Here is an 18,837-nt window from a genome sequence, read left to right as displayed (position 1 = left end):
TATGCAAGTGAAGCGTTTTTTCGCCGCCGATATGCGTCAGGCCATGAAACTGGTACGTGATGAGTTGGGCGCCGACGCTGCGATTATCGGTAACCGTCGTATTGCCGGCGGTGTCGAGCTGACGGCTGCCCTGGATTACAAGCCCTCGGCCCTGGCGCCGCGTGTGCCGAACATGGAACTGGAAGACGAGCTGCGCAAGACCGCTTCGCGCATTGTCTCGGCCCAGGCTGAACTGAGCATGCGTGGCGACAGCGACGCATCCACCAATCGCCAGCTGTTTGCCGGGTTGCCGCTGACGGCGTCCGAGCCTCTGGTAGAGCCGACTTTTGTTGAGCCGCCGCGTCCTGCTGCGCCCGCCCCGGCGGCAGCGGTAGACCAGCGGGTGTTCGACTCGATGCGCTTCGAACTCAACGGCCTGCGTGAACTGCTGGAAGTGCAGTTGGGCTCCCTGGCCTGGAACCAGTTGCAGGGCAGCCAGCCACAACAGGCCAACCTGTGGCGTCGCCTGCAACGCATCGGCCTGTCCGGCCCGTTGTCCCGCGACCTGCTGCAACTGACCACCCAAATTGAAGAACCTCGCCAGGCCTGGCGCATGCTCCTGGCCCACTTGGCGCGGATGATCGTCACCCCGGAAATCGAACCCCTGGAAGAAGGCGGCGTGATTGCCATGGTCGGCCCTGCCGGCATGGGCAAGACCACCACCCTGGCCAAGCTGGCCGCACGTTATGTGCTCAAGTACGGCGCGCAGAACATCGCGCTGGTGAGCATGGACAGCTACCGCATTGGCGCCCAGGAGCAACTCAAGACCCTGGGCCGCATCCTCAATGTGCCGGTGACCCACGTCGACCCGGGCCAGTCCCTGGCCAACGCCCTCGACCCGCTGCTGCGCAAGCGCGTGGTGCTGATCGACACCGCCGGCCTGCAAGCCAGTGACCCGGCCCTGCGCATGCAGCTGGAAAGCCTGGCCGGGCGCGGGATCAAATCCAGAAACTATTTGGTACTTGCCACTACCAGCCAGAAGCAGGTATTGACCGCCGCCTACCACAGCTACAAGCGCTGTGGGCTGGCGGGCTGCATCCTGACTAAACTGGATGAAACGGCAAGCCTGGGCGAAGTATTGAGCCTGGCCATCAGTCATGAGTTACCGGTCGCCTACCTGACCGACGGGCCGCGGATCCCGGATGATTTGCATCTGCCGCGCCGTCATCAGTTGGTCAGCCGGGCTGTCAGCGTGCAAATGCAGGAAGAACCGAGTGAGGAAGCGATGGCTGACATGTTTGCTGACCTCTACCACAGCCCGAAAAAGCGAGTCGGCTGAGGCAATATGAACACATTGCAAAGTATCTACATCGATGGCCTGCCAGCAGTTCCCGCGGCCAACTTATGTAGCCTGCGTCTAAGCAAGACAAGGTAAAGAAATAAAATGGGCAGCATGCATCCCGTACAGGTGATCGCGGTGACCGGCGGCAAAGGTGGCGTCGGGAAAACTAACGTGTCAGTGAATTTGTCCCTGGCTCTGGCAGAGCTTGGCCGTCGCGTCATGCTGCTGGATGCTGACCTGGGCCTGGCGAACGTCGACGTTCTGCTGGGACTGACGCCCAAACATACCCTGGCCGATGTGATCGAAGGCCGCTGTGAGCTGCGCGACGTACTGTTGCAAGGCCCCGGCGGGATTCGCATCGTGCCGGCCGCTTCCGGCACCCAGAGCATGGTGCACCTGAGCCCGGCGCAGCATGCCGGCCTGATTCAGGCGTTCAGTGACATCGGCGACAACCTCGACGTGCTGGTGATCGACACCGCCGCCGGGATCGGCGAATCCGTGGTCAGCTTCGTGCGCGCAGCCCAGGAAGTGTTGCTGGTGGTGTGCGATGAACCCACCTCGATCACCGACGCCTACGCCCTGATCAAACTGCTCAACCGCGACTACGGCATGAACCGCTTCCGCGTGCTGGCCAACATGGCCCAAAGCCCGCAGGAAGGGCGGAATCTGTTCGCCAAGTTGACCAAGGTCACAGATCGCTTCCTCGATGTCGCCTTACAATACGTTGGCGCAGTTCCTTACGACGAGTGCGTACGCAAGGCCGTGCAAAAGCAGCGTGCGGTCTATGAAGCGTTCCCTCGTTCGAAGTGCGCATTGGCGTTCAAGGCTATTGCCCAGAAGGTCGATACCTGGCCGTTGCCCGCCAATCCTCGGGGGCATCTGGAGTTTTTCGTCGAGCGATTGGTGCATCAGACGAGCGCAGGACCGGTGCTATGACAGCCAGCGGCTACAACCTTTACAAGAAGTCGGCACGTGACAGTCAGGTCGAATTGATCGAGCGCTATGCGCCCCTGGTCAAGCGCATTGCCTATCACTTGCTGGCGCGCTTGCCCGCCAGCGTCCAGGTCGAAGACTTGATCCAGGCCGGGATGATCGGCCTCCTCGAAGTGTCGACCAAGTACGACGCGAGCAAGGGCGCGAGTTTCGAGACCTACGCGGGGATTCGTATCCGTGGGGCCATGCTCGATGAAGTGCGTAAAGGTGATTGGGCGCCGCGTTCGGTACACCGCAACACGCGGATGGTGAGTGACGCAATTCGCTCAATTGAAGCAAAAACCGGTCGCGACGCTAAAGATCACGAAGTTGCGGCCGAACTCCAATTGAGTCTCGACGATTATTACGGGATTTTGAACGATACCTTGGGCAGCCGCCTGTTCAGTTTCGACGACCTTTTGCAGGACGGCGAACATGAAGGGCTGCACGAGGACGGCGCGAGTGCTCATCTCGAACCGTCACGCGATCTGGAAGATGAACGCTTCCAGCGTGCGCTGGCGGACGCGATTGCCAATTTGCCGGAGCGTGAGCGACTGGTGTTGGCGCTGTACTACGACGAAGAGCTGAACCTCAAGGAAATCGGTGAGGTCCTGGGTGTCAGCGAATCGCGGGTCAGCCAGTTACACAGCCAGTGCGCGGCCCGCTTGCGGGGGCGTTTGGGAGAGTGGCGAGCGCGCTGACAGGCAGTGTGGGGACACTGCGAACGATACCGTCCGGGCTCTGCGCCCGGACGGGCTTGGCCCGTGGTGCGCCCCCGGTAGTCCTTTTTGTGTAACGCCTGTTGATTGATATGGCGCGCCCAGGTGCTGGGCGCGTTTAAGACTGCTTGGAGGTCGAATTGGACAAGAACATGAAAATCCTCATCGTTGATGACTTCTCAACGATGCGGCGGATCATAAAAAACCTGTTGCGTGACCTTGGGTTCACTAACACGGTCGAGGCGGATGACGGCATTACGGCGATTCCGATCCTCAACAGCGGGAGCATCGACTTTCTGGTAACAGACTGGAACATGCCGGGCATGACCGGTATCGATCTGCTGCGCCACGTGCGCGCTGATGAAAAACTGCGCAGCCTGCCTGTGCTGATGGTGACCGCTGAAGCCAAGCGTGAACAGATCATCGAAGCCGCCCAAGCCGGGGTTAACGGCTACGTGGTCAAGCCATTCACTGCACTGGCCTTGAAAGAGAAGATCGAAAAGATCTTCGAACGCATCGGTCATTGATGCTGCCACGGGGGAGCTATGGAGCATAAAGAATCATCGCAGGCCGACTTTGAGTCGACCCTGAAAAAACATGCTCACCAACTTGTCGAAAGCCTTGAAAAAGGCCAGTTCGGTGACGCGGTGCAGTTAATCCATGAGCTCAACCAGACCCGTGACCGCGGCCTGTACCAGGAAGTGGGCAAGCTCACGCGTGAGTTGCACAGTGCGATTGTCAATTTTCAGATTGACCCGCACATGCCCCAGGCCGAAGAAATCTCGCAGATCACGGATGCCACCGAACGCCTGTCCTATGTGGTCAGGCTGACTGAGGCGGCGGCCAACCGCACCATGGACCTGGTGGAAAACGCCACGCCTCTGGTCAACGGTATGGCCAGTGAAGCCAAGGCCCTGAGCACTGACTGGGGCCGGTTCATGCGTCGGGAAGTGGGCGCTGAAGAGTTTCGTGAACTGGCGCGTCGGGTCGAGGGCTTTTTGTCCCGCAGCGAGCAGGAAAACCGCACGGTTTCCAGCAACCTGAATGACATTCTGCTGGCCCAGGACTACCAGGACCTCACCGGTCAGGTGATCAAGCGCGTGACCCAACTGGTCACCGAAGTGGAAAGCAACCTGCTCAAACTGGTGTTGATGGCGGGCCAGGTCGACCGGTTTGCCGGCATCGAACATGACCGCGAAGCGATCCTTTCTGAAAAAGATCCACAAAAACACCTCGCCAAGGGTGAAGGTCCGCAGATTCATGCCGATAAACGTGAAGACGTTGTATCCGGGCAAGACGACGTAGACGATTTGCTGTCCAGTTTAGGCTTCTAAGGAGCACACCCATGAGCTTCGGCGCCGATGAAGAAATCCTTCAGGATTTCCTTGTAGAGGCCGGCGAAATTTTAGAGCAACTGTCCGAACAACTGGTCGAGCTGGAAAGCCGACCGGATGATGCGAACCTGCTCAATGCAATTTTTCGCGGTTTTCACACTGTAAAAGGGGGCGCCGGCTTCCTCCAGCTCCACGAGCTGGTGGAGTGCTGTCACATCGCCGAGAACGTGTTCGACATCCTGCGCAAGGGTGAGCGACACGTCGACTCGGAACTGATGGACGTGATCCTGGAAGCGCTGGACGCGGTCAACGGCATGTTCAGTGAAGTGCGCGAACGTGCACCGATCACGGCCGCCACTCCGGAACTGCTGGCCGCCCTGGCGCGCCTGGCGGAACCTGCGGCCAACGCGCCGGTGGTCGAAGCGGTGGCTGAGCCTGTCGCCGAGCCTGCGGGCGACGTGACCGACAGCGAATTTGAACAACTGCTGGACTCGCTGAACGCCGTCAAGGCCGAAGCCGAGGCTCCGGCGGCCAATGCGCCGGCCATGGTGCCAACCACTGAAGACATCACTGACGCCGAGTTCGAGTCGTTGCTCGACCAGTTGCACGGCAAGGGTCAGTTTGCCCCGGACGCGGTGGCCGCAGCGCCAGCGCCTACGGAAGCCGCGGCGCCTGCCAGCAACGAAATCACCGACGACGAATTTGAAGCGCTGCTGGACCAGTTGCATGGCAAAGGCTCGTTTGCTGCCGATGCACTGCCGGAAGTCGCCGCAACCGCCGCCGCACCTGCAGCACCTGCTGCTACTGCAGCCGCTGCACCGGCTGCCGATGGACTGATCTCCGATCACGAATTCGAAGCCCTGCTGGATGAACTGCACGGTAAGGGCAAGTTCACCGAAGTGGTCGGCGCTGCTGCACCGGCTGCTACAGCTGCCGCTGCGGTGACAACGCCAGCCCCGGTGGCCGCCAAGGCCGCTGCACCAGTGGCTGCCAAACCTGCACCGGCCCCGACACCCGCGCGTGCCGCTGCTGCTCCGGCCGCAGACAAGCAACCGGCCAGTGAAGCCGAAACCACCGTGCGGGTTGATACCGCGCGCCTGGACGACATCATGAACATGGTCGGCGAACTGGTGCTGGTGCGTAACCGCCTGGTGCGACTGGGCCTGAACAGCGGCGATGAGGCCATGCAAAAGGCCGTGTCGAACCTCGACGTGGTCACCGCCGACCTGCAAACCGCCGTCATGAAGACCCGGATGCAGCCGATCAAGAAAGTCTTCGGCCGCTTCCCGCGCCTGGTTCGCGACCTGGCACGCCAGCTCAAGAAAGAGATCAACCTGGAACTGGTGGGTGAAGAAACCGACCTCGACAAAAACCTTGTCGAGGCCCTGGCCGACCCGCTGGTCCACTTGGTGCGCAACGCGGTCGACCACGGTGTCGAGACGCCGGAAGAGCGCGAAGCCTCGGGCAAAAACCGCCAGGGCAAAGTGATCCTGGCGGCCGAACAGGAAGGCGACCATATCCTGCTGTCGATCACCGACGACGGCAAAGGCATGGACCCCACGATACTGCGCAACATTGCGGTCAAGCGTGGCGTGATGGACAAGGACGCCGCCGACCGCCTCACCGACACCGAGTGCTACAACCTGATCTTCGCCCCGGGCTTCTCCACCAAGACCGAGATTTCCGACGTGTCGGGCCGTGGCGTGGGCATGGACGTGGTGAAGACCAAGATCAGCCAGCTCAACGGTTCGATCAACATCTACTCGACCAAGGGCCAGGGCTCGAAGATCGTCATCAAGGTGCCGTTGACCCTGGCGATCATGCCGACCCTGATGGTGATGCTGGGCAACCAGGCGTTCGCCTTCCCGCTGGTCAACGTCAACGAAATCTTCCACCTCGACCTGTCGCGCACCAACGTGGTGGACGGCCAGGAAGTGGTGATCGTGCGCGACAAGGCACTGCCACTGTTCTACCTCAAGCGCTGGCTGGTGGCTTCGGCCAAGCATGAAGAGCAGCGCGAAGGCCATGTGGTGATTCTCTCCGTGGGCACCCAGCGTATCGGCTTTGTGGTCGATCAGCTGGTGGGCCAGGAAGAAGTGGTCATCAAGCCTTTGGGCAAAATGCTGCAGGGAACCCCGGGCATGTCGGGTGCGACCATTACCGGTGACGGTCGGATCGCGCTGATTCTGGATGTTCCGAGCATGCTCAAGCGTTACGCCGCACGGCGTATTTGATTCGGCCCGGGCAGGGCGGTTGTCCCTCGCCCGGCCTAACGGAGTGTTTATGGTAGTCAAGGTCCTGGTGGTGGACGATTCAGGTTTCTTCCGCCGCCGCGTCTCGGAAATTCTTTCATCGGATTCCAATATCCAGGTGGTCGGCACGGCCACCAACGGCAAAGAGGCGATCGATCAGGCCATGGCCCTCAAGCCAGACGTGATCACCATGGACTACGAGATGCCGATGATGGACGGCATCACGGCGGTGCGGCACATCATGCAGCGCTGCCCGACTCCGGTGTTGATGTTCTCCTCGCTGACCCACGAAGGCGCCCGGGTCACCCTGGATGCGCTGGACGCCGGCGCGGTGGACTTCCTGCCGAAGAATTTCGAAGACATCTCGCGCAATCCCGAGAAGGTCAAGCAGATGCTTTGCGAGAAGGTGCACAGCATCTCCCGCAGTAACCGACGCAGCCTGTTCAGTGCACCGGCGCCGGCACCTGTTACACCGCCACCGGCAGCCCCGAGCACCTTTGGTCGCCCGGCACCTGCGCCGGTTGCGCGCCCGGCCGCAGCACCTGTGCGTACGGCTGCGCCCGCCGCGCATTCGCCTGCTCCCAAGCGCAAGGCCTACAAGCTGGTGGCCATCGGCACCTCCACCGGCGGCCCGGTTGCCTTGCAGCGGGTGTTGACCCAGCTGCCGGCCAACTTTCCTGCGCCGATCGTGTTGATCCAGCACATGCCGGCTGCGTTCACCAAGGCCTTCGCCGAGCGCCTGGACAAGTTGTGCCGCATCAGCGTCAAGGAAGCCGAGGATGGCGACATCCTGCGCCCGGGCCTCGCGCTGCTGGCCCCTGGCGGCAAGCAGATGATGGTCGATGGTCGTGGTGCGATCAAAATCCTGCCGGGTGACGAGCGCCTGAACTACAAACCGTGTGTGGATATCACCTTCGGTTCCGCCGCCAAGTCCTACGGCGACAAAGTTCTGGCGGTGGTATTGACCGGCATGGGCGCCGACGGCCGCGAAGGCGCACGCCTGCTCAAGCAGGGCGGCAGCGCGATCTGGGCCCAGGATGAAGCCAGCTGCGTGATCTATGGCATGCCCATGGCCATCGTCAAAGCTGACCTGGCCGACGCCGTCTACAGCCTGGACGACATCGGCAAGCATCTGGTGGAGGCCTGCCTGTAATGGATGTATTGAGCCTGATTGGCATCATCATGGCGTTTGTCGCGATTATCGGCGGCAACTACCTCGAAGGCGGCCATCTGGGTGCCCTGGCCAACGGCCCGGCAGCGTTGATTGTGATCGGCGGCACGGTGGGCGCAGCCTTGCTGCAATCGCCCATGAGTTCGTTCAAACGCGCGATGCAGATCCTTATCTGGATTATTTTCCCGCCGCGTGTCGACCTGCCGGGCGGCGTCGACCGCGTGGTCAACTGGAGCCTCACGGCGCGCAAGGAAGGCCTGCTGGGCCTAGAAGGCGTGGCCGATGCCGAGCCCGACAGCTACGCACGCAAAGGCCTACAATTGCTGGTGGACGGCGCTGAGCCGGAAGCGATTCGCAGCATCCTGGAAGTGGATTTTTACACCCAGGAAAGCCGCGACATCAACGCGGCCAAAGTCTTTGAAAGCATGGGCGGCTATGCGCCGACCATCGGCATCATCGGTGCGGTGATGGGCTTGATCCACGTGATGGGCAACCTGGCCGATCCGTCGCAACTGGGCAGCGGGATCGCCGTGGCGTTCGTCGCCACCATCTACGGCGTGGCCAGTGCCAACCTGGTGTTGTTGCCGGTGGCCAGCAAGCTCAAGTCGATCGCCATGCGCCAGTCGCGTTATCGCGAGATGTTGCTCGAAGGCATCCTCTCGATTGCCGAGGGTGAAAACCCGCGCTCCATCGAATTGAAGCTCCAGGGCTTCATGGATTGATGGGAGGTATTTGTTGTGAGCCGTCGCCGCCGCGAGCCTGAAGAACACGTCAACCATGAACGCTGGCTGGTGTCCTACGCCGACTTCATTACGCTGTTGTTCGCGTTTTTTGTGGTGATGTACTCCATTTCCTCGATCAACGAAGGCAAGTACAAAGTCATTTCCCAGGCGCTGATCGGCGTGTTCAACGACGCTGACCGCGCCCTCAAGCCGATTCCCATCGGCGAAGAACGCCCCAAGACCGTGACCCCGGCCAAGCCGCTGGTCAATGACAGCGATGAAACCGCCGCCGGCATCGGTGGCACCAGTGACCCGCTGAAAAGCATCGCCGATAACATCAGTGCAGCCTTTGGCGACTTGATCAGCTCCAACCAGATGACCGTGCGCGGCAATGAGTTGTGGGTGGAAATCGAGCTGAATTCCAGTCTGCTGTTCGCCAGCGCCGATGCGATGCCCAGCGACCAGGCGTTCACCATCATCGACAAGGTGGCGGCGATCCTGAAGCCGTTTGAGAACCCGGTGCACGTTGAAGGGTTTACCGACAACTTGCCGATCAGCACGGCGCAGTATCCGACCAACTGGGAGCTGTCTTCGGCCCGCGCGGCGAGTATTGTGCGGATGCTGGCGATGCAGGGCGTGAACCCCGGGCGCCTGGCGTCGGTGGGGTATGGCGAGTTCCAGCCGGTGGCCAATAACGCCACGGCGGAAGGCCGGGCGCGCAATCGTCGGGTGGTGTTGGTGGTGTCGCGCAACCTGGATGTGCGCCGCAGCCTGACCGGTACCGGCACCGCCAATGCAACACCGGATGCCGCCTTGAAGCGGGCTGGCACACAAACTGCACCAGCGCCCGTAAAGGCGCCGGTTCGCGGGAGTGCCGTCAATTCTCCGTCACCGGCTCTATAACCCCATGCAATTTCTCGGTCGAGCCTGTGCCTGCCGGGAGGAACAATCAGAATGAGAGTCTGGGCAGTTGCCAATCAAAAGGGTGGTGTCGGTAAAACCACCACTTCCATCGCCTTGGCCGGCTTGCTGGCAGAGGCCGGCAAGCGTGTGGTCGTGGTCGACCTGGACCCCCACGGCTCCATGACCAGCTATTTCGGCTACGACCCGGATGCCCTGGAGCACAGTTGCTACGACCTGTTCCTGCACAAGGGCAGCGTGCCGATCGATTTGCCGGGCCAACTGTTGCTGCCTACCAGCAATGAAAAGATCTCGCTGTTGCCGTCCAGTACCGCCCTGGCCACCCTTGAGCGTCAGTCGCCGGGGCAGAGCGGCCTGGGCCTGGTGATCGCCAAGACCCTGGCGCAGCTGTGGCAGGATTTCGACTACGCGATCATCGACAGCCCGCCGTTGCTCGGCGTGCTGATGGTCAATGCCCTGGCCGCCAGCCAACAGCTGGTGATCCCGGTGCAGACCGAGCACCTGGCCGTCAAAGGCCTGGAACGCATGGTCAGCACCCTGGCAATGATCAACCGCTCGCGCAAACAGGCGTTGCCGTTCAGCATCGTGCCGACCCTGTTTGACCGCCGTACCCAGGCCTCCCTCGGCACCCTGCGGGTATTGCGTGACGCCTATCCGGACACCATCTGGCAAGGCTACATCCCGGTGGACACGCGCCTGCGGGATGCGAGCCGGGCAGGGCTGACGCCTTCGCAGTTCGACGGCAAGAGCCGTGGGGTGCTGGCGTATCGGGCGTTGCTCAAGCACCTGTTGTCCCAGCAACTTGTGGCGCAGGTGGCGTGATGATCATAAACAGCCCTGTAGGAGCCTGGCTTGCCAGCGATGCAGACGCCGCGGTTTTTCTGACAAAACCGGCTCTCGATTCAAGTCCGGACACTTACAGGCCGATAACCTCTGAATACAGGGTTGGTGGGGCTTGCGCGTGGGCATACAGATGAACCGTCCCGTTGATTTCAAGACCCGGCCGCAGCTGGCGCTGGAGTCCTACCTGGACGCCTTGCTCCAGGACGCGACCGAGGAAATGCCGGAACCGATTCTGATCCTCGATGAAGTCATCGAGCCAACACCCGCGGCCCTGGACGAGTTTCAACTGGCGGTCCTGGAAGAGCAGGCCCGTGATGCGTTGGTGGTTCCCTTAGCCGTTCCGGAAACGGTGGCTGTGCCCGAGCCTGTTACGCCTGTGGTGATCGCGCCGGTGGTTGAGGTTCACCTCCCGCCGAGCATCACCCCGCCGCCGGTGCAGGGCGATGGTCGCCCGGTATGGGCCGCAGAACCGTTCGAATGCTTGCTGTTCGACGTCGCCGGGCTGACCCTGGCAGTGCCGCTGGTGTGCCTGGGGTCGATCTACTCCCTGGAAGGCCAGGAGTTGACGCCGTTGTTTGGCCAGCCGGAATGGTTCCTCGGGATCCTGCCGAGCCAGCAGGGCAACTTGAAGGTATTGGACACCGCGCGTTGGGTCATGCCCGACCGCTATCGGGATGATTTCCGCCAGGGCCTGCAATACGTTATTTCGGTCCAGGGCTACGAGTGGGGGCTGGCAGTGCATCAGGTCAGCCGTTCATTGCGCCTGGACCCGAACGAAATCAAATGGCGCAGCCACCGGGGCCAGCGGCCATGGCTGGCGGGCACCGTGATCGAACACATGTGCGCGTTGCTGGATGTCGCCGAACTGGCGGAGCTGATTGCCAGCGGTGCGGTAAAAGCCATGCCGCTCAACAAACGCACTTGATAACAAGCAGCAGTGCTACGGCGCTGCCCAAGAACACACACCGTAACCAACGGTATTTGAAGGGGTCTGGAGTATGAACAAGTCAGTGTCCGCACAAGGTCTGGTGGATGATCCAATCCTGCAATGGGTCACCTTCAAACTGGACAACGAGTCCTACGGCATCAACGTGATGCGTGTGCAGGAAGTGCTGCGCTACACCGAAATCGCTCCGGTGCCGGGTGCCCCAAGCTACGTGCTGGGCATCATCAACCTGCGCGGCAACGTGGTGACCGTGATCGACACTCGCCAGCGTTTTGGCCTGGTGCCGACCGAAGTCAACGACAACACCCGCATCGTGATCATCGAAGCCGACAAGCAAGTGGTCGGGATCATGGTCGACAGCGTGGCGGAAGTGGTTTACCTGCGCCAATCTGAAGTCGAGACCGCGCCGAACGTCGGCAACGAAGAATCGGCCAAGTTCATCCAGGGTGTCTGCAACAAGAACGGCGAACTGCTGATTCTGGTTGAGCTGGACAAGATGATGAGCGAAGAAGAATGGCAGGATCTGGAGAATATCTGATTGTTCCTTGAGGTAGCGGTGATCGTCCTGGCCATCCTGTGGGCCGGGACTTTGGGCTTTCTGCTGCGCTACGTGCGCCAGCAACGGGAATTGGCAGCTCGACAGGTCGAGCGCGACGCTGCGCGCGACCGGCGAATCCTGGAGCTGGCCAAGCGGGTCGACCACTTCCAGCAAAGCGCGGTGCGTGTGGGGGATGAAGTGCACGAACTGCGTGCGGTGCTGGCGCCGTTGCCGGACAAGCTGTCGGCGCTCGAGCAGCGTGACCCGTCGAGCCTCTCATTCGCCCAGGCGGCGAAGCTGGTGGGCATGGGCGCGACGGTGGATGAGCTGACGCAGTCCTGCGGGTTGACCCAGGCTGAAGCGCAGTTGATGAGCCGGTTGCACAAGGACAACTGAAGGTTACGAGCGGCAAGCAGGTTGGCTTGTCGCTTATAGCTGATGCCGATTGCTCAGCCATTCGGCCATGGTCGAGTCTTCGAGCGCATATTCACCACGGTTGGCTTTCCAGACCAACTCCTTCTCCCGCAGCACTTCCAGTGCTTTCTGCACGTTTGGGGTGCTGGCGTTCGGCTCGACCTGGGCCTGCTCCAGTTTGCGGTTCACATCCTGGAAGGTTTTTTCCGCAAAAGGCGAAAACGCTTGCTTGCCCAGGGTTCGTTCGCCCATCACTTCGAGTACCGCCTGTTGCAGGGGGGAAAGGTCGTTGTAGGCGCTCTCGTAGTCGCTCCAGATTCCGGCCTGGTGATTCAGTGCTCCCGTCCTCAGCAGCTCGCCAAGATTGCTGGCCTCGCCAAGACCCACGCTCACTTCGGTCAATAGCTTGTTGAGCATTTCCGGGCGCCGGCCGACGAGCTGGAACGCATAGTCCATATCTTCGAGGTTGAACTGGTTGGTTGCGGCCAGGCGCTGGTTCCAAAGGTCCGTCACGAACTCCACAAAGTCCCGGCTCAGCAGTGGGAACGGCGTGATGTGGGCGCCGAAGAACGGTTGTTTGCTCTTGAGTACCAGGTTGGCCAGTTTGTCCCGGCTGGACCCGGTGAAGACCAGGCGCAGGCCATCGGTGGTGCTGCTGCCGTTGAGATGATCTCGCGCTGCCTTGAGGGCGAACATTGCGTTCACCCCACCTTCGCTGTTGAGGGCGTGCTGGGCTTCGTCGACGATCAGCACGATCATTTGCCCCGAGACCTGATGCAGCACGTCCAGGGCGTGGCTGAGCGTGGTGCCGGCGGGCAGTTGAGGCTTGGTGAAATCCCAGCTCAAGGTGCGCAGCAGGCTGATCTTTTCGATACCGGCTTTCTTGGCCGCCTTGCTCACCGCGCTTTCGAACTCGCCCAGGGCTTTGCCGATGGCGCCGGAGATCAGCTCGGCGGGGTCGATTTCGCGGTTCATCCAGAGGTCCACGTAAACCGGCAGCCAGCCTCGGGCCTTGCATTCGGGGATGAGGTCGTTGCGCAGGAAAGTACTTTTGCCCGTGCGACGGGGTGCCGCGAGGAACATGCCGGAGCTGTAATCGGCAAATGACTCGCCCGCCAAATCACGGGCGAGCGCTTCGGCGAGTAGCTTTCGACTGAGGATTGGGCGGGTGGGGCTCATGGGTTTTATCCTGAACTATCGAGTTCGAGATAATCTATACCTTGAAAGATATAATTGCTATACATCAGCGGCTGCGGCTTCCGCTAGAGCGTGTTGTTTCTCTTCGGGCACGGATAGCGCTCGGTAATTGCGCCCCTCACCAGCCGGGTCGTGCCAGTTCGCTCTGCCGCAGGGTATTTCTTGCTGTACTCCAGAACCATCTCTACCAAATGCCCTGGCTCCAGGTTTTCCGGCTGGCAAAGGCGGCGGTTTCTGCGGGTGAATTCATCTTTGTATTCCAGCGTCCTCAGCACGCCCGTGGTGATGCCGAGGCAATAGGCGGCCTGGTAGGACGGTGGTGCATCCGGCGATTGCTTCTTGGCTTCGCGACAGGCCGTGAGGTAGTCATGGGCCTCGTTGCTGGCCGTTGCCGTCAGGGAAAACACACAAAGACTCAGTGCTGTCAGGATTGAAGTCCGTTTCAACTGCCGCGCTCCGGGATTAGGGGGTCGCGACAGATTAATCCGCCGTTGTTACGGCTTAATGTGAGCCAATCAAGTGTGGGAGCGGGCTTGCTCGCGAAAGCGCTGGATCAGTCTCAGATGTATTGACTGATACGCTGCATTCGCCAGCAAGCCCGCTCCCACATTAATAATCGTCGCCTCTTTCCGTCACATCCCGCTCCACCGGCCCCGCGTCCGGGTCATATCCCACCGGGAACTTGCCCTTCAGCGTCCAGGCGAACGCGATGATCTCGGCGACGGTGCGGTACAGCTCTTCCGGGATACTGTCCCCCAACTCCATGCGCGCCAGTAATTTGACCAGCTCGGCATTTTCGTAGATCGGGACTTCGTTTTCCCGGGCCAGCTTGAGGATGGCTTCGGCCAGGGCGTCGTCGCCCTTGGCTGTCAGGGTCGGTGCTTGTTGCCCGTCGTATTTGAGAGCAATGGCCTGGCGGGGCGGGTTGGGATTTTTCATGCGGTTTCATCCACCCAGCGTTGTTCCAGTCCGGTCTTCGGGCCACGCGGCGGGGTGCCGAGGTGGCAGTCCAGGTCGCCGACGTTGAGTCCCGACGACACCAGACGCTCGCGCAGGCTGCCCAGGTGGCTTTCGATCAGGCTGGCGGTGAACGGACGGGTCGCCCACAGCTGGCTCGACAGTTTGCCCTGGCTCAGTTGCGCCTGGACCTGCAACGGGCCCAGGGGCTCCATGTCGAGGGCCATTTCCACGCGCCAGAGCATTTGCTTGGGGTCCTTGCTGTCCTTGCGTTCCGGCTGATCCTTGTCGGGGGCGGGTTCTTCACGCTGGAACTTGACCTGCAACGGCACGATGTCCTGCAAGGTACGCATCGGGATTTCCAACTGCCAAGTGGTCAAGAGCTTGCCATCGGCGGTGGTGCCGGTTTGTTCCAGGCTCGACAGCTGATGGCTTTGCAGCCGGGAAATGGCGCCGGCGGCCAGGCGCAGCAGGTTTTCCAGATCGCTCTCACCTTCCAGGCGTTGCATCAGCCGATCCGGCAGCGGAAAGCCTGCGGGCGCTTGGCGGGCGCCGACCTGGCCGAGGGTGCCCAACGGGCTGCGCACGAAGCTGGGCAGCAGTTGCGCCAGGGTGTTGGACGCCAGGATCGCATTGAGATTGGTGTTGGCGGGCAGGGCCGGCAGCAGGTCGGCGACGAAGCGCAGCAGGGCGCCCTTCATGTCCAGCGGCGGTATCTGCGGGTTTTGCCCGGCGAGCAGCTTGGCTTCCAGGAATGTGCCGCTGTTCTGGATCAGTTGCGCCAGTACCTTCGGATTACTGGCTTGGGCCAGGTCGGGCAGGCTCGCCAGCAATCGCTCGGCGGCGGCACGCAAATCGACCGAGGTGCTGTCGCTGCTGGTCGCCGGCAGGCTTTGCAGCGCGGTGAACACCACGTCCAGCGAGCCCTGGCGGCTTTGTTGGGTGGAGAGTTGCTGGGCCACGGCCAGTTGGTCCTGGCGCCCGCTCAGGGGCACAAAGCTCAAGGTCTGGGCGCTTTGCACCACGGCGCTGAGCAAGCTGCCGATGCGCAGCGGCTGCGGGCTTTCGACGGTCAGGGTCGCGCCGCTGAGGACGTTATTGAGCACCGACACCAGCGAGCGATACACCACCGGCTGGTTGGCACCCTGGGGCAGCACCTGGGTGGTCAGCACCTTGCCTTGCAGCAGGGTGCCCACCGGCAGTTGGGTGGTGTCGATGCGAGTCAGCGCAGCCACGCTGGAACTCAACGCCTGCTGAAGGCTGATGGATAAATTGCCCGAAGGGGTCTGGCTGACTTCCACCTGGGCGCCCAGCGGCAGCGGCTGGCTGCTGCTGGCCTGCACCAGGGTTTGCCGACCGCCTTCCAGGGTCAGCTTGAGCAGCAACTGAAACGCATCGCCGCCTTGTTTCAGTGCCAGCACCTCGGCATTCACGGTTTTTCCGGGGTCAATCAGGCCGGTCTGCGGCTCCAGCAGTTTCAGCAGCTCACCCGTCGCGGGCGCGGGCGCAGGCCCGGCCGGCAGCGTCGGGGGAAGCGTGGGAAGATTGATCTCACCGGTCATCGTGCGCGCCGTCTCAAGGGAAATTGCCCTCTTTAGAGTAGGGCATCACATGTATAATGCCGCCCGTCTTCAAAGAGAGCGTTAAAAACAACACAACTGATTGATCCAGCTCTCTAAAAACGGTCGCCAAAGCAGTTAATGTGCATCTCTTTAACGGCCGTTCCACCGCCGACTTGAACCGTAAAGGCCCGCGATCTCTTGACCAGCCCTCTTCTAGAAGCCGTAGCGCTCGCCTGTGAACGTGACCTGCGGATGCTGTTCGAACACCTCGAACTGCGTCTGGCGGGCGGCGACATGGTGCAGGTCAGCGGCCCCAACGGCAGCGGCAAGACCAGCCTGTTGCGCCTGTTGGCCGGCCTGATGCAGCCGACGGCGGGGGAAGTGCGGCTCAACGGTAAACCGTTGCACGAGCAACGCACCGAGCTGGCGCGCAACCTGATCTGGATCGGCCACGCCGCCGGGATCAAGGATGTGCTCACCGCCGAAGAAAACCTCAGCTGGCTCAGCGCTCTGCATCATCCCGCGAGCCGCGACGCGATCTGGCAGGCCCTCGCTGCCGTTGGCCTGAAGGGTTTCGAAGACGTTCCCTGCCACACCCTGTCCGCCGGCCAGCAGCGCCGCGTGGCCCTGGCCCGTTTGTATCTGGACGGCCCGCCGCTATGGATTCTCGACGAACCCTTCACCGCCCTCGACAAACAAGGCGTCGCCCATTTGGAAGAACACCTTGCCGCGCACTGCGAGCAGGGCGGCATGGTGGTCCTGACCACTCACCACACCTTGACGCGCATGCCTGCCGGTTACCGCGACCTCGACCTGGGCCGGTGGTCGGTATGAGTGTTTTTGCCCTGTTGGTCGCCCGCGAAGCGCGGTTACTCTGTCGCCGCCCGGCCGAACTGGCCAACCCGCTGGTGTTCTTCGCGATTGTGATCGCGCTGTTCCCGTTGGCGGTGGGCCCCGAGACTAAACTGTTGCAAACCTTGTCTCCGGGACTGGTCTGGGTGGCGGCGCTTTTGTCGGTCCTGCTCTCGCTGGACGGGCTGTTTCGCAGTGATTTTGAAGATGGTTCCCTTGAGCAGTGGGTCCTTTCGTCGCACCCCCTGCCACTTCTGGTATTGGCCAAGGTACTGGCACACTGGGTGTTTTCCGGCCTGGCGCTGGTGCTGCTCGCGCCGTTGCTGGCGATGATGCTGGGATTGCCCACCGAGTGCCTGCCGGTGTTGCTCCTTTCCTTGTTGCTTGGCACGCCGGTTCTCAGTCTACTGGGCGCGGTGGGTGCGGCGCTGACTGTGGGCTTGAAACGCGGCGGCCTGTTGTTGGCCCTGCTGATTTTGCCTTTGTATATCCCGGTGTTGATCCTGGGCAGCGGCGCTTTGCAAGCCGCGCTCCAGGGCATGCCGGCGACCGGTTACCTCCTGTGGCTTGGCAGCCTGGCCGCCCTGGCGGTAACCCTGACACCCTTTGCTATAGCGGCTGGCCTGAAGATCAGCGTCGGCGAATAATGAGGTCTGGTTAAGCGATATAACCTTAACCAGTAAAGACCCTAAGCTTCTCGCAACGACGAGAAGCAACCGTGATGGAAACAGCATGAACTGGACCTGGTTTCACAAGCTCGGCTCGCCCAAATGGTTTTACGGCATCAGTGGCAAACTGCTGCCGTGGTTGAGCGTCGCCGCTGTATTGCTGATCGGCATCGGCCTGGTCTGGGGCCTGGCCTTCGCGCCGCCGGATTACCAGCAAGGCAACAGCTTTCGCATCATTTATATCCACGTTCCCGCCGCGATGCTGGCTCAGTCCTGCTATGTGATGCTGGCGGTGTGCGGCATCGTCGGCCTGGTGTGGAAGATGAAACTGGCGGACGTGGCCCTGCAATGCGCCGCGCCCATCGGTGCCTGGATGACTGCTGTGGCGCTGGTCACCGGTGCGATCTGGGGCAAGCCGACCTGGGGTTCGTGGTGGGTCTGGGACGCGCGCCTCACCTCGATGCTGATCCTGCTGTTCCTGTATTTCGGCTTGATCGCCCTGGGCAACGCCATCAGCAACCGTGACAGCGCCGCCAAGGCCTGTGCGGTGCTGGCGATTGTCGGCGTGATCAACATCCCGATCATCAAATACTCGGTGGAGTGGTGGAACACCCTGCACCAGGGCGCCACCTTCACCCTCACTGAAAAGCCGGCCATGCCCGTGGAAATGTGGGCGCCGCTGCTGCTGATGGTGCTGGGGTTCTACTGCTTCTTCGGCGCCGTGCTGCTGCTGCGCATGCGCCTTGAAGTGCTCAAGCGTGAAGCCCGCACCAGTTGGGTCAAGGCCGAAGTGCAAAACAGCCTGGGAGCCCGTGGATGAGCTTCAACTCTTTCAGTGATTTTCTCGCCATGGGCCATCACGCCCTGTATGTCTGGACGGCCTATGGCGTTTGCCTGGCGGTGCTGGCCCTCAACGTCGCCGCGCCGATCCTGGCCCGCAAGCGTTACCTGCAACAAGAGGCGCGTCGTTTGCGCCGGGAGACCGAAAAGTGAATCCGCTGCGTAGAAAGCGTCTGTTGATCATCCTGGCCATCATGGCCGGTGTCGGCATTGCCGTGACCCTGGCCCTGAGTGCCCTGCGGGAGAACATCAACCTGTTCTACACCCCGACCCAGATCGCCAACGGCGAAGCGCCGCTGGACACGCGAATCCGCGCCGGTGGCATGGTCGAGAAGGGCTCGCTGCAACGTTCCGGGGACTCCCTGGACGTCAAATTCATCGTCACCGACTTCAACAAATCCGTGACCATCACCTACCGCGGCATCCTCCCGGACCTGTTCCGCGAAGGGCAGGGCATCGTCGCCCTCGGCAAGCTCAACGCCGACGGCGTGGTAGTGGCCGACGAAGTGCTGGCCAAGCACGATGAAAAATACATGCCGCCGGAAGTCACCAAGGCCCTCAAAGACAGCGGCCAATCCGCCCCGACCCCTGCCAAGGAGGGCTAAGTC

General features: G+C 61.5%; 22 protein-coding genes. 18 read left to right on the top strand and 4 right to left on the bottom strand.

The window, feature by feature from the left end; genetic code table 11:
• The first annotated feature begins 1 nt into the window (after nt 1).
• The 13 genes from flhF (at nt 2) to K0H47_RS04275 (ending at nt 12,135) form a co-directional block, all read left to right on the top strand.
• Nucleotides 2-1,318 carry a flagellar biosynthesis protein FlhF gene (flhF, locus tag K0H47_RS04335; protein WP_177025415.1) on the top strand — a complete coding sequence of 439 codons (1,317 nt, stop codon included), beginning with the start codon at nt 2-4 and terminating at the stop codon, nt 1,316-1,318.
• A gap of 105 nt (nt 1,319-1,423) precedes the next feature.
• Nucleotides 1,424-2,257, top strand: coding sequence for a flagellar synthesis regulator FleN (gene fleN, locus K0H47_RS04330; RefSeq protein ID WP_003192912.1), 834 nt, complete (start codon nt 1,424-1,426; stop codon nt 2,255-2,257).
• A complete protein-coding gene (gene fliA / locus K0H47_RS04325; RefSeq protein WP_003214541.1) occupies nt 2,254-2,994 on the top strand; it encodes an RNA polymerase sigma factor FliA in 741 nt (246 codons plus the stop codon). The genes fleN and fliA overlap by 4 nt, the downstream gene beginning before the upstream one ends.
• 170 nt (nt 2,995-3,164) lie before the next feature.
• Complete coding sequence (locus tag K0H47_RS04320) at nt 3,165-3,539, top strand: chemotaxis response regulator CheY (protein WP_005790040.1); 375 nt, start codon at nt 3,165-3,167, stop codon at nt 3,537-3,539.
• Between the two features lie 18 nt (nt 3,540-3,557).
• Nucleotides 3,558-4,346, top strand: coding sequence for a protein phosphatase CheZ (locus tag K0H47_RS04315; protein ID WP_063028114.1), 789 nt, complete (start codon nt 3,558-3,560; stop codon nt 4,344-4,346).
• An 11-nt stretch (nt 4,347-4,357) separates the two neighbouring features.
• Nucleotides 4,358-6,580 (top strand): chemotaxis protein CheA, encoded by a 2,223-nt coding sequence (locus tag K0H47_RS04310; protein ID WP_219272045.1) that lies wholly within the window; start codon nt 4,358-4,360, stop codon nt 6,578-6,580.
• A 49-nt stretch (nt 6,581-6,629) separates the two neighbouring features.
• Entirely contained in the window at nt 6,630-7,751 is a 1,122-nt protein-coding gene (locus tag K0H47_RS04305) for a chemotaxis response regulator protein-glutamate methylesterase (RefSeq protein WP_093207495.1), read from the top strand.
• On the top strand, nt 7,751-8,491 hold the full coding sequence (locus K0H47_RS04300; RefSeq protein ID WP_017477474.1) for a flagellar motor protein: 741 nt from the start codon (nt 7,751-7,753) through the stop codon (nt 8,489-8,491). Before K0H47_RS04305 ends, K0H47_RS04300 begins: the two co-directional genes overlap by 1 nt.
• A 15-nt stretch (nt 8,492-8,506) precedes the next feature.
• Nucleotides 8,507-9,394 (top strand): flagellar motor protein MotD, encoded by an 888-nt coding sequence (motD, locus tag K0H47_RS04295; protein ID WP_003210644.1) that lies wholly within the window; start codon nt 8,507-8,509, stop codon nt 9,392-9,394.
• Nucleotides 9,395-9,445: 51 nt separating this feature from the next.
• Nucleotides 9,446-10,234 carry a ParA family protein gene (locus tag K0H47_RS04290; RefSeq protein ID WP_219272044.1) on the top strand — a complete coding sequence of 263 codons (789 nt, stop codon included), beginning with the start codon at nt 9,446-9,448 and terminating at the stop codon, nt 10,232-10,234.
• A 151-nt stretch (nt 10,235-10,385) separates the two neighbouring features.
• A complete protein-coding gene (locus K0H47_RS04285; RefSeq protein ID WP_093207501.1) occupies nt 10,386-11,180 on the top strand; it encodes a chemotaxis protein CheW in 795 nt (264 codons plus the stop codon).
• A 73-nt stretch (nt 11,181-11,253) separates the two neighbouring features.
• Nucleotides 11,254-11,739: a chemotaxis protein CheW gene (locus tag K0H47_RS04280; RefSeq protein WP_003210641.1), complete on the top strand. Its 486-nt coding sequence runs from the start codon at nt 11,254-11,256 to the stop codon at nt 11,737-11,739.
• On the top strand, nt 11,740-12,135 hold the full coding sequence (locus K0H47_RS04275; protein ID WP_017477477.1) for a DUF2802 domain-containing protein: 396 nt from the start codon (nt 11,740-11,742) through the stop codon (nt 12,133-12,135). It begins immediately after the preceding gene.
• A 33-nt stretch (nt 12,136-12,168) separates the two neighbouring features.
• Here K0H47_RS04275 and K0H47_RS04270 read toward each other — a convergent pair whose 3' ends face one another.
• From K0H47_RS04270 to K0H47_RS04255, 4 genes are all read right to left on the bottom strand, one after another.
• On the bottom strand, nt 12,169-13,332 hold the full coding sequence (locus K0H47_RS04270; RefSeq protein WP_063028124.1) for a hypothetical protein: 1,164 nt from the start codon (nt 13,330-13,332) through the stop codon (nt 12,169-12,171).
• Between the two features lie 83 nt (nt 13,333-13,415).
• The gene (locus K0H47_RS04265; protein WP_219272042.1) at nt 13,416-13,757 is read right to left on the bottom strand and encodes a Rap1a/Tai family immunity protein; all 342 of its coding nucleotides are present in this window, start codon (nt 13,755-13,757) and stop codon (nt 13,416-13,418) included.
• 202 nt (nt 13,758-13,959) lie between these two features.
• Nucleotides 13,960-14,289, bottom strand: a complete 330-nt coding sequence (locus K0H47_RS04260; RefSeq protein WP_003210638.1) for an EscU/YscU/HrcU family type III secretion system export apparatus switch protein — start codon at nt 14,287-14,289, stop codon at nt 13,960-13,962.
• Nucleotides 14,286-15,869, bottom strand: a complete 1,584-nt coding sequence (locus tag K0H47_RS04255; RefSeq protein WP_219272040.1) for a flagellar hook-length control protein FliK — start codon at nt 15,867-15,869, stop codon at nt 14,286-14,288. Before K0H47_RS04255 ends, K0H47_RS04260 begins: the two co-directional genes overlap by 4 nt.
• A 252-nt stretch (nt 15,870-16,121) precedes the next feature.
• On the opposite strand from K0H47_RS04255, the gene ccmA reads away from it, so the two are divergent.
• From ccmA to ccmE, 5 genes are all read left to right on the top strand, one after another.
• The gene (gene ccmA / locus K0H47_RS04250) at nt 16,122-16,703 is read left to right on the top strand and encodes a cytochrome c biogenesis heme-transporting ATPase CcmA (protein ID WP_242488193.1); all 582 of its coding nucleotides are present in this window, start codon (nt 16,122-16,124) and stop codon (nt 16,701-16,703) included.
• A complete protein-coding gene (gene ccmB / locus K0H47_RS04245; RefSeq protein ID WP_093207517.1) occupies nt 16,700-17,368 on the top strand; it encodes a heme exporter protein CcmB in 669 nt (222 codons plus the stop codon). The genes ccmA and ccmB overlap by 4 nt, the downstream gene beginning before the upstream one ends.
• Before the next feature lie 85 nt (nt 17,369-17,453).
• On the top strand, nt 17,454-18,209 hold the full coding sequence (locus K0H47_RS04240; protein WP_219272039.1) for a heme ABC transporter permease: 756 nt from the start codon (nt 17,454-17,456) through the stop codon (nt 18,207-18,209).
• Nucleotides 18,206-18,382 carry a heme exporter protein CcmD gene (gene ccmD, locus K0H47_RS04235; RefSeq protein WP_177025421.1) on the top strand — a complete coding sequence of 59 codons (177 nt, stop codon included), beginning with the start codon at nt 18,206-18,208 and terminating at the stop codon, nt 18,380-18,382. The genes K0H47_RS04240 and ccmD overlap by 4 nt, the downstream gene beginning before the upstream one ends.
• Nucleotides 18,379-18,834: a cytochrome c maturation protein CcmE gene (gene ccmE, locus K0H47_RS04230; RefSeq protein ID WP_008434786.1), complete on the top strand. Its 456-nt coding sequence runs from the start codon at nt 18,379-18,381 to the stop codon at nt 18,832-18,834. Before ccmD ends, ccmE begins: the two co-directional genes overlap by 4 nt.
• Nucleotides 18,835-18,837: the final 3 nt, after the last annotated feature.

The sequence above is a fragment of the Pseudomonas sp. Xaverov 83 genome (assembly GCF_019352905.1).
Lineage (GTDB): Bacteria > Pseudomonadota > Gammaproteobacteria > Pseudomonadales > Pseudomonadaceae > Aquipseudomonas > Aquipseudomonas yamanorum.
Note: the sequence above shows the minus strand (reverse complement) of the source record. Positions and strands in the feature narration are given on the sequence as shown.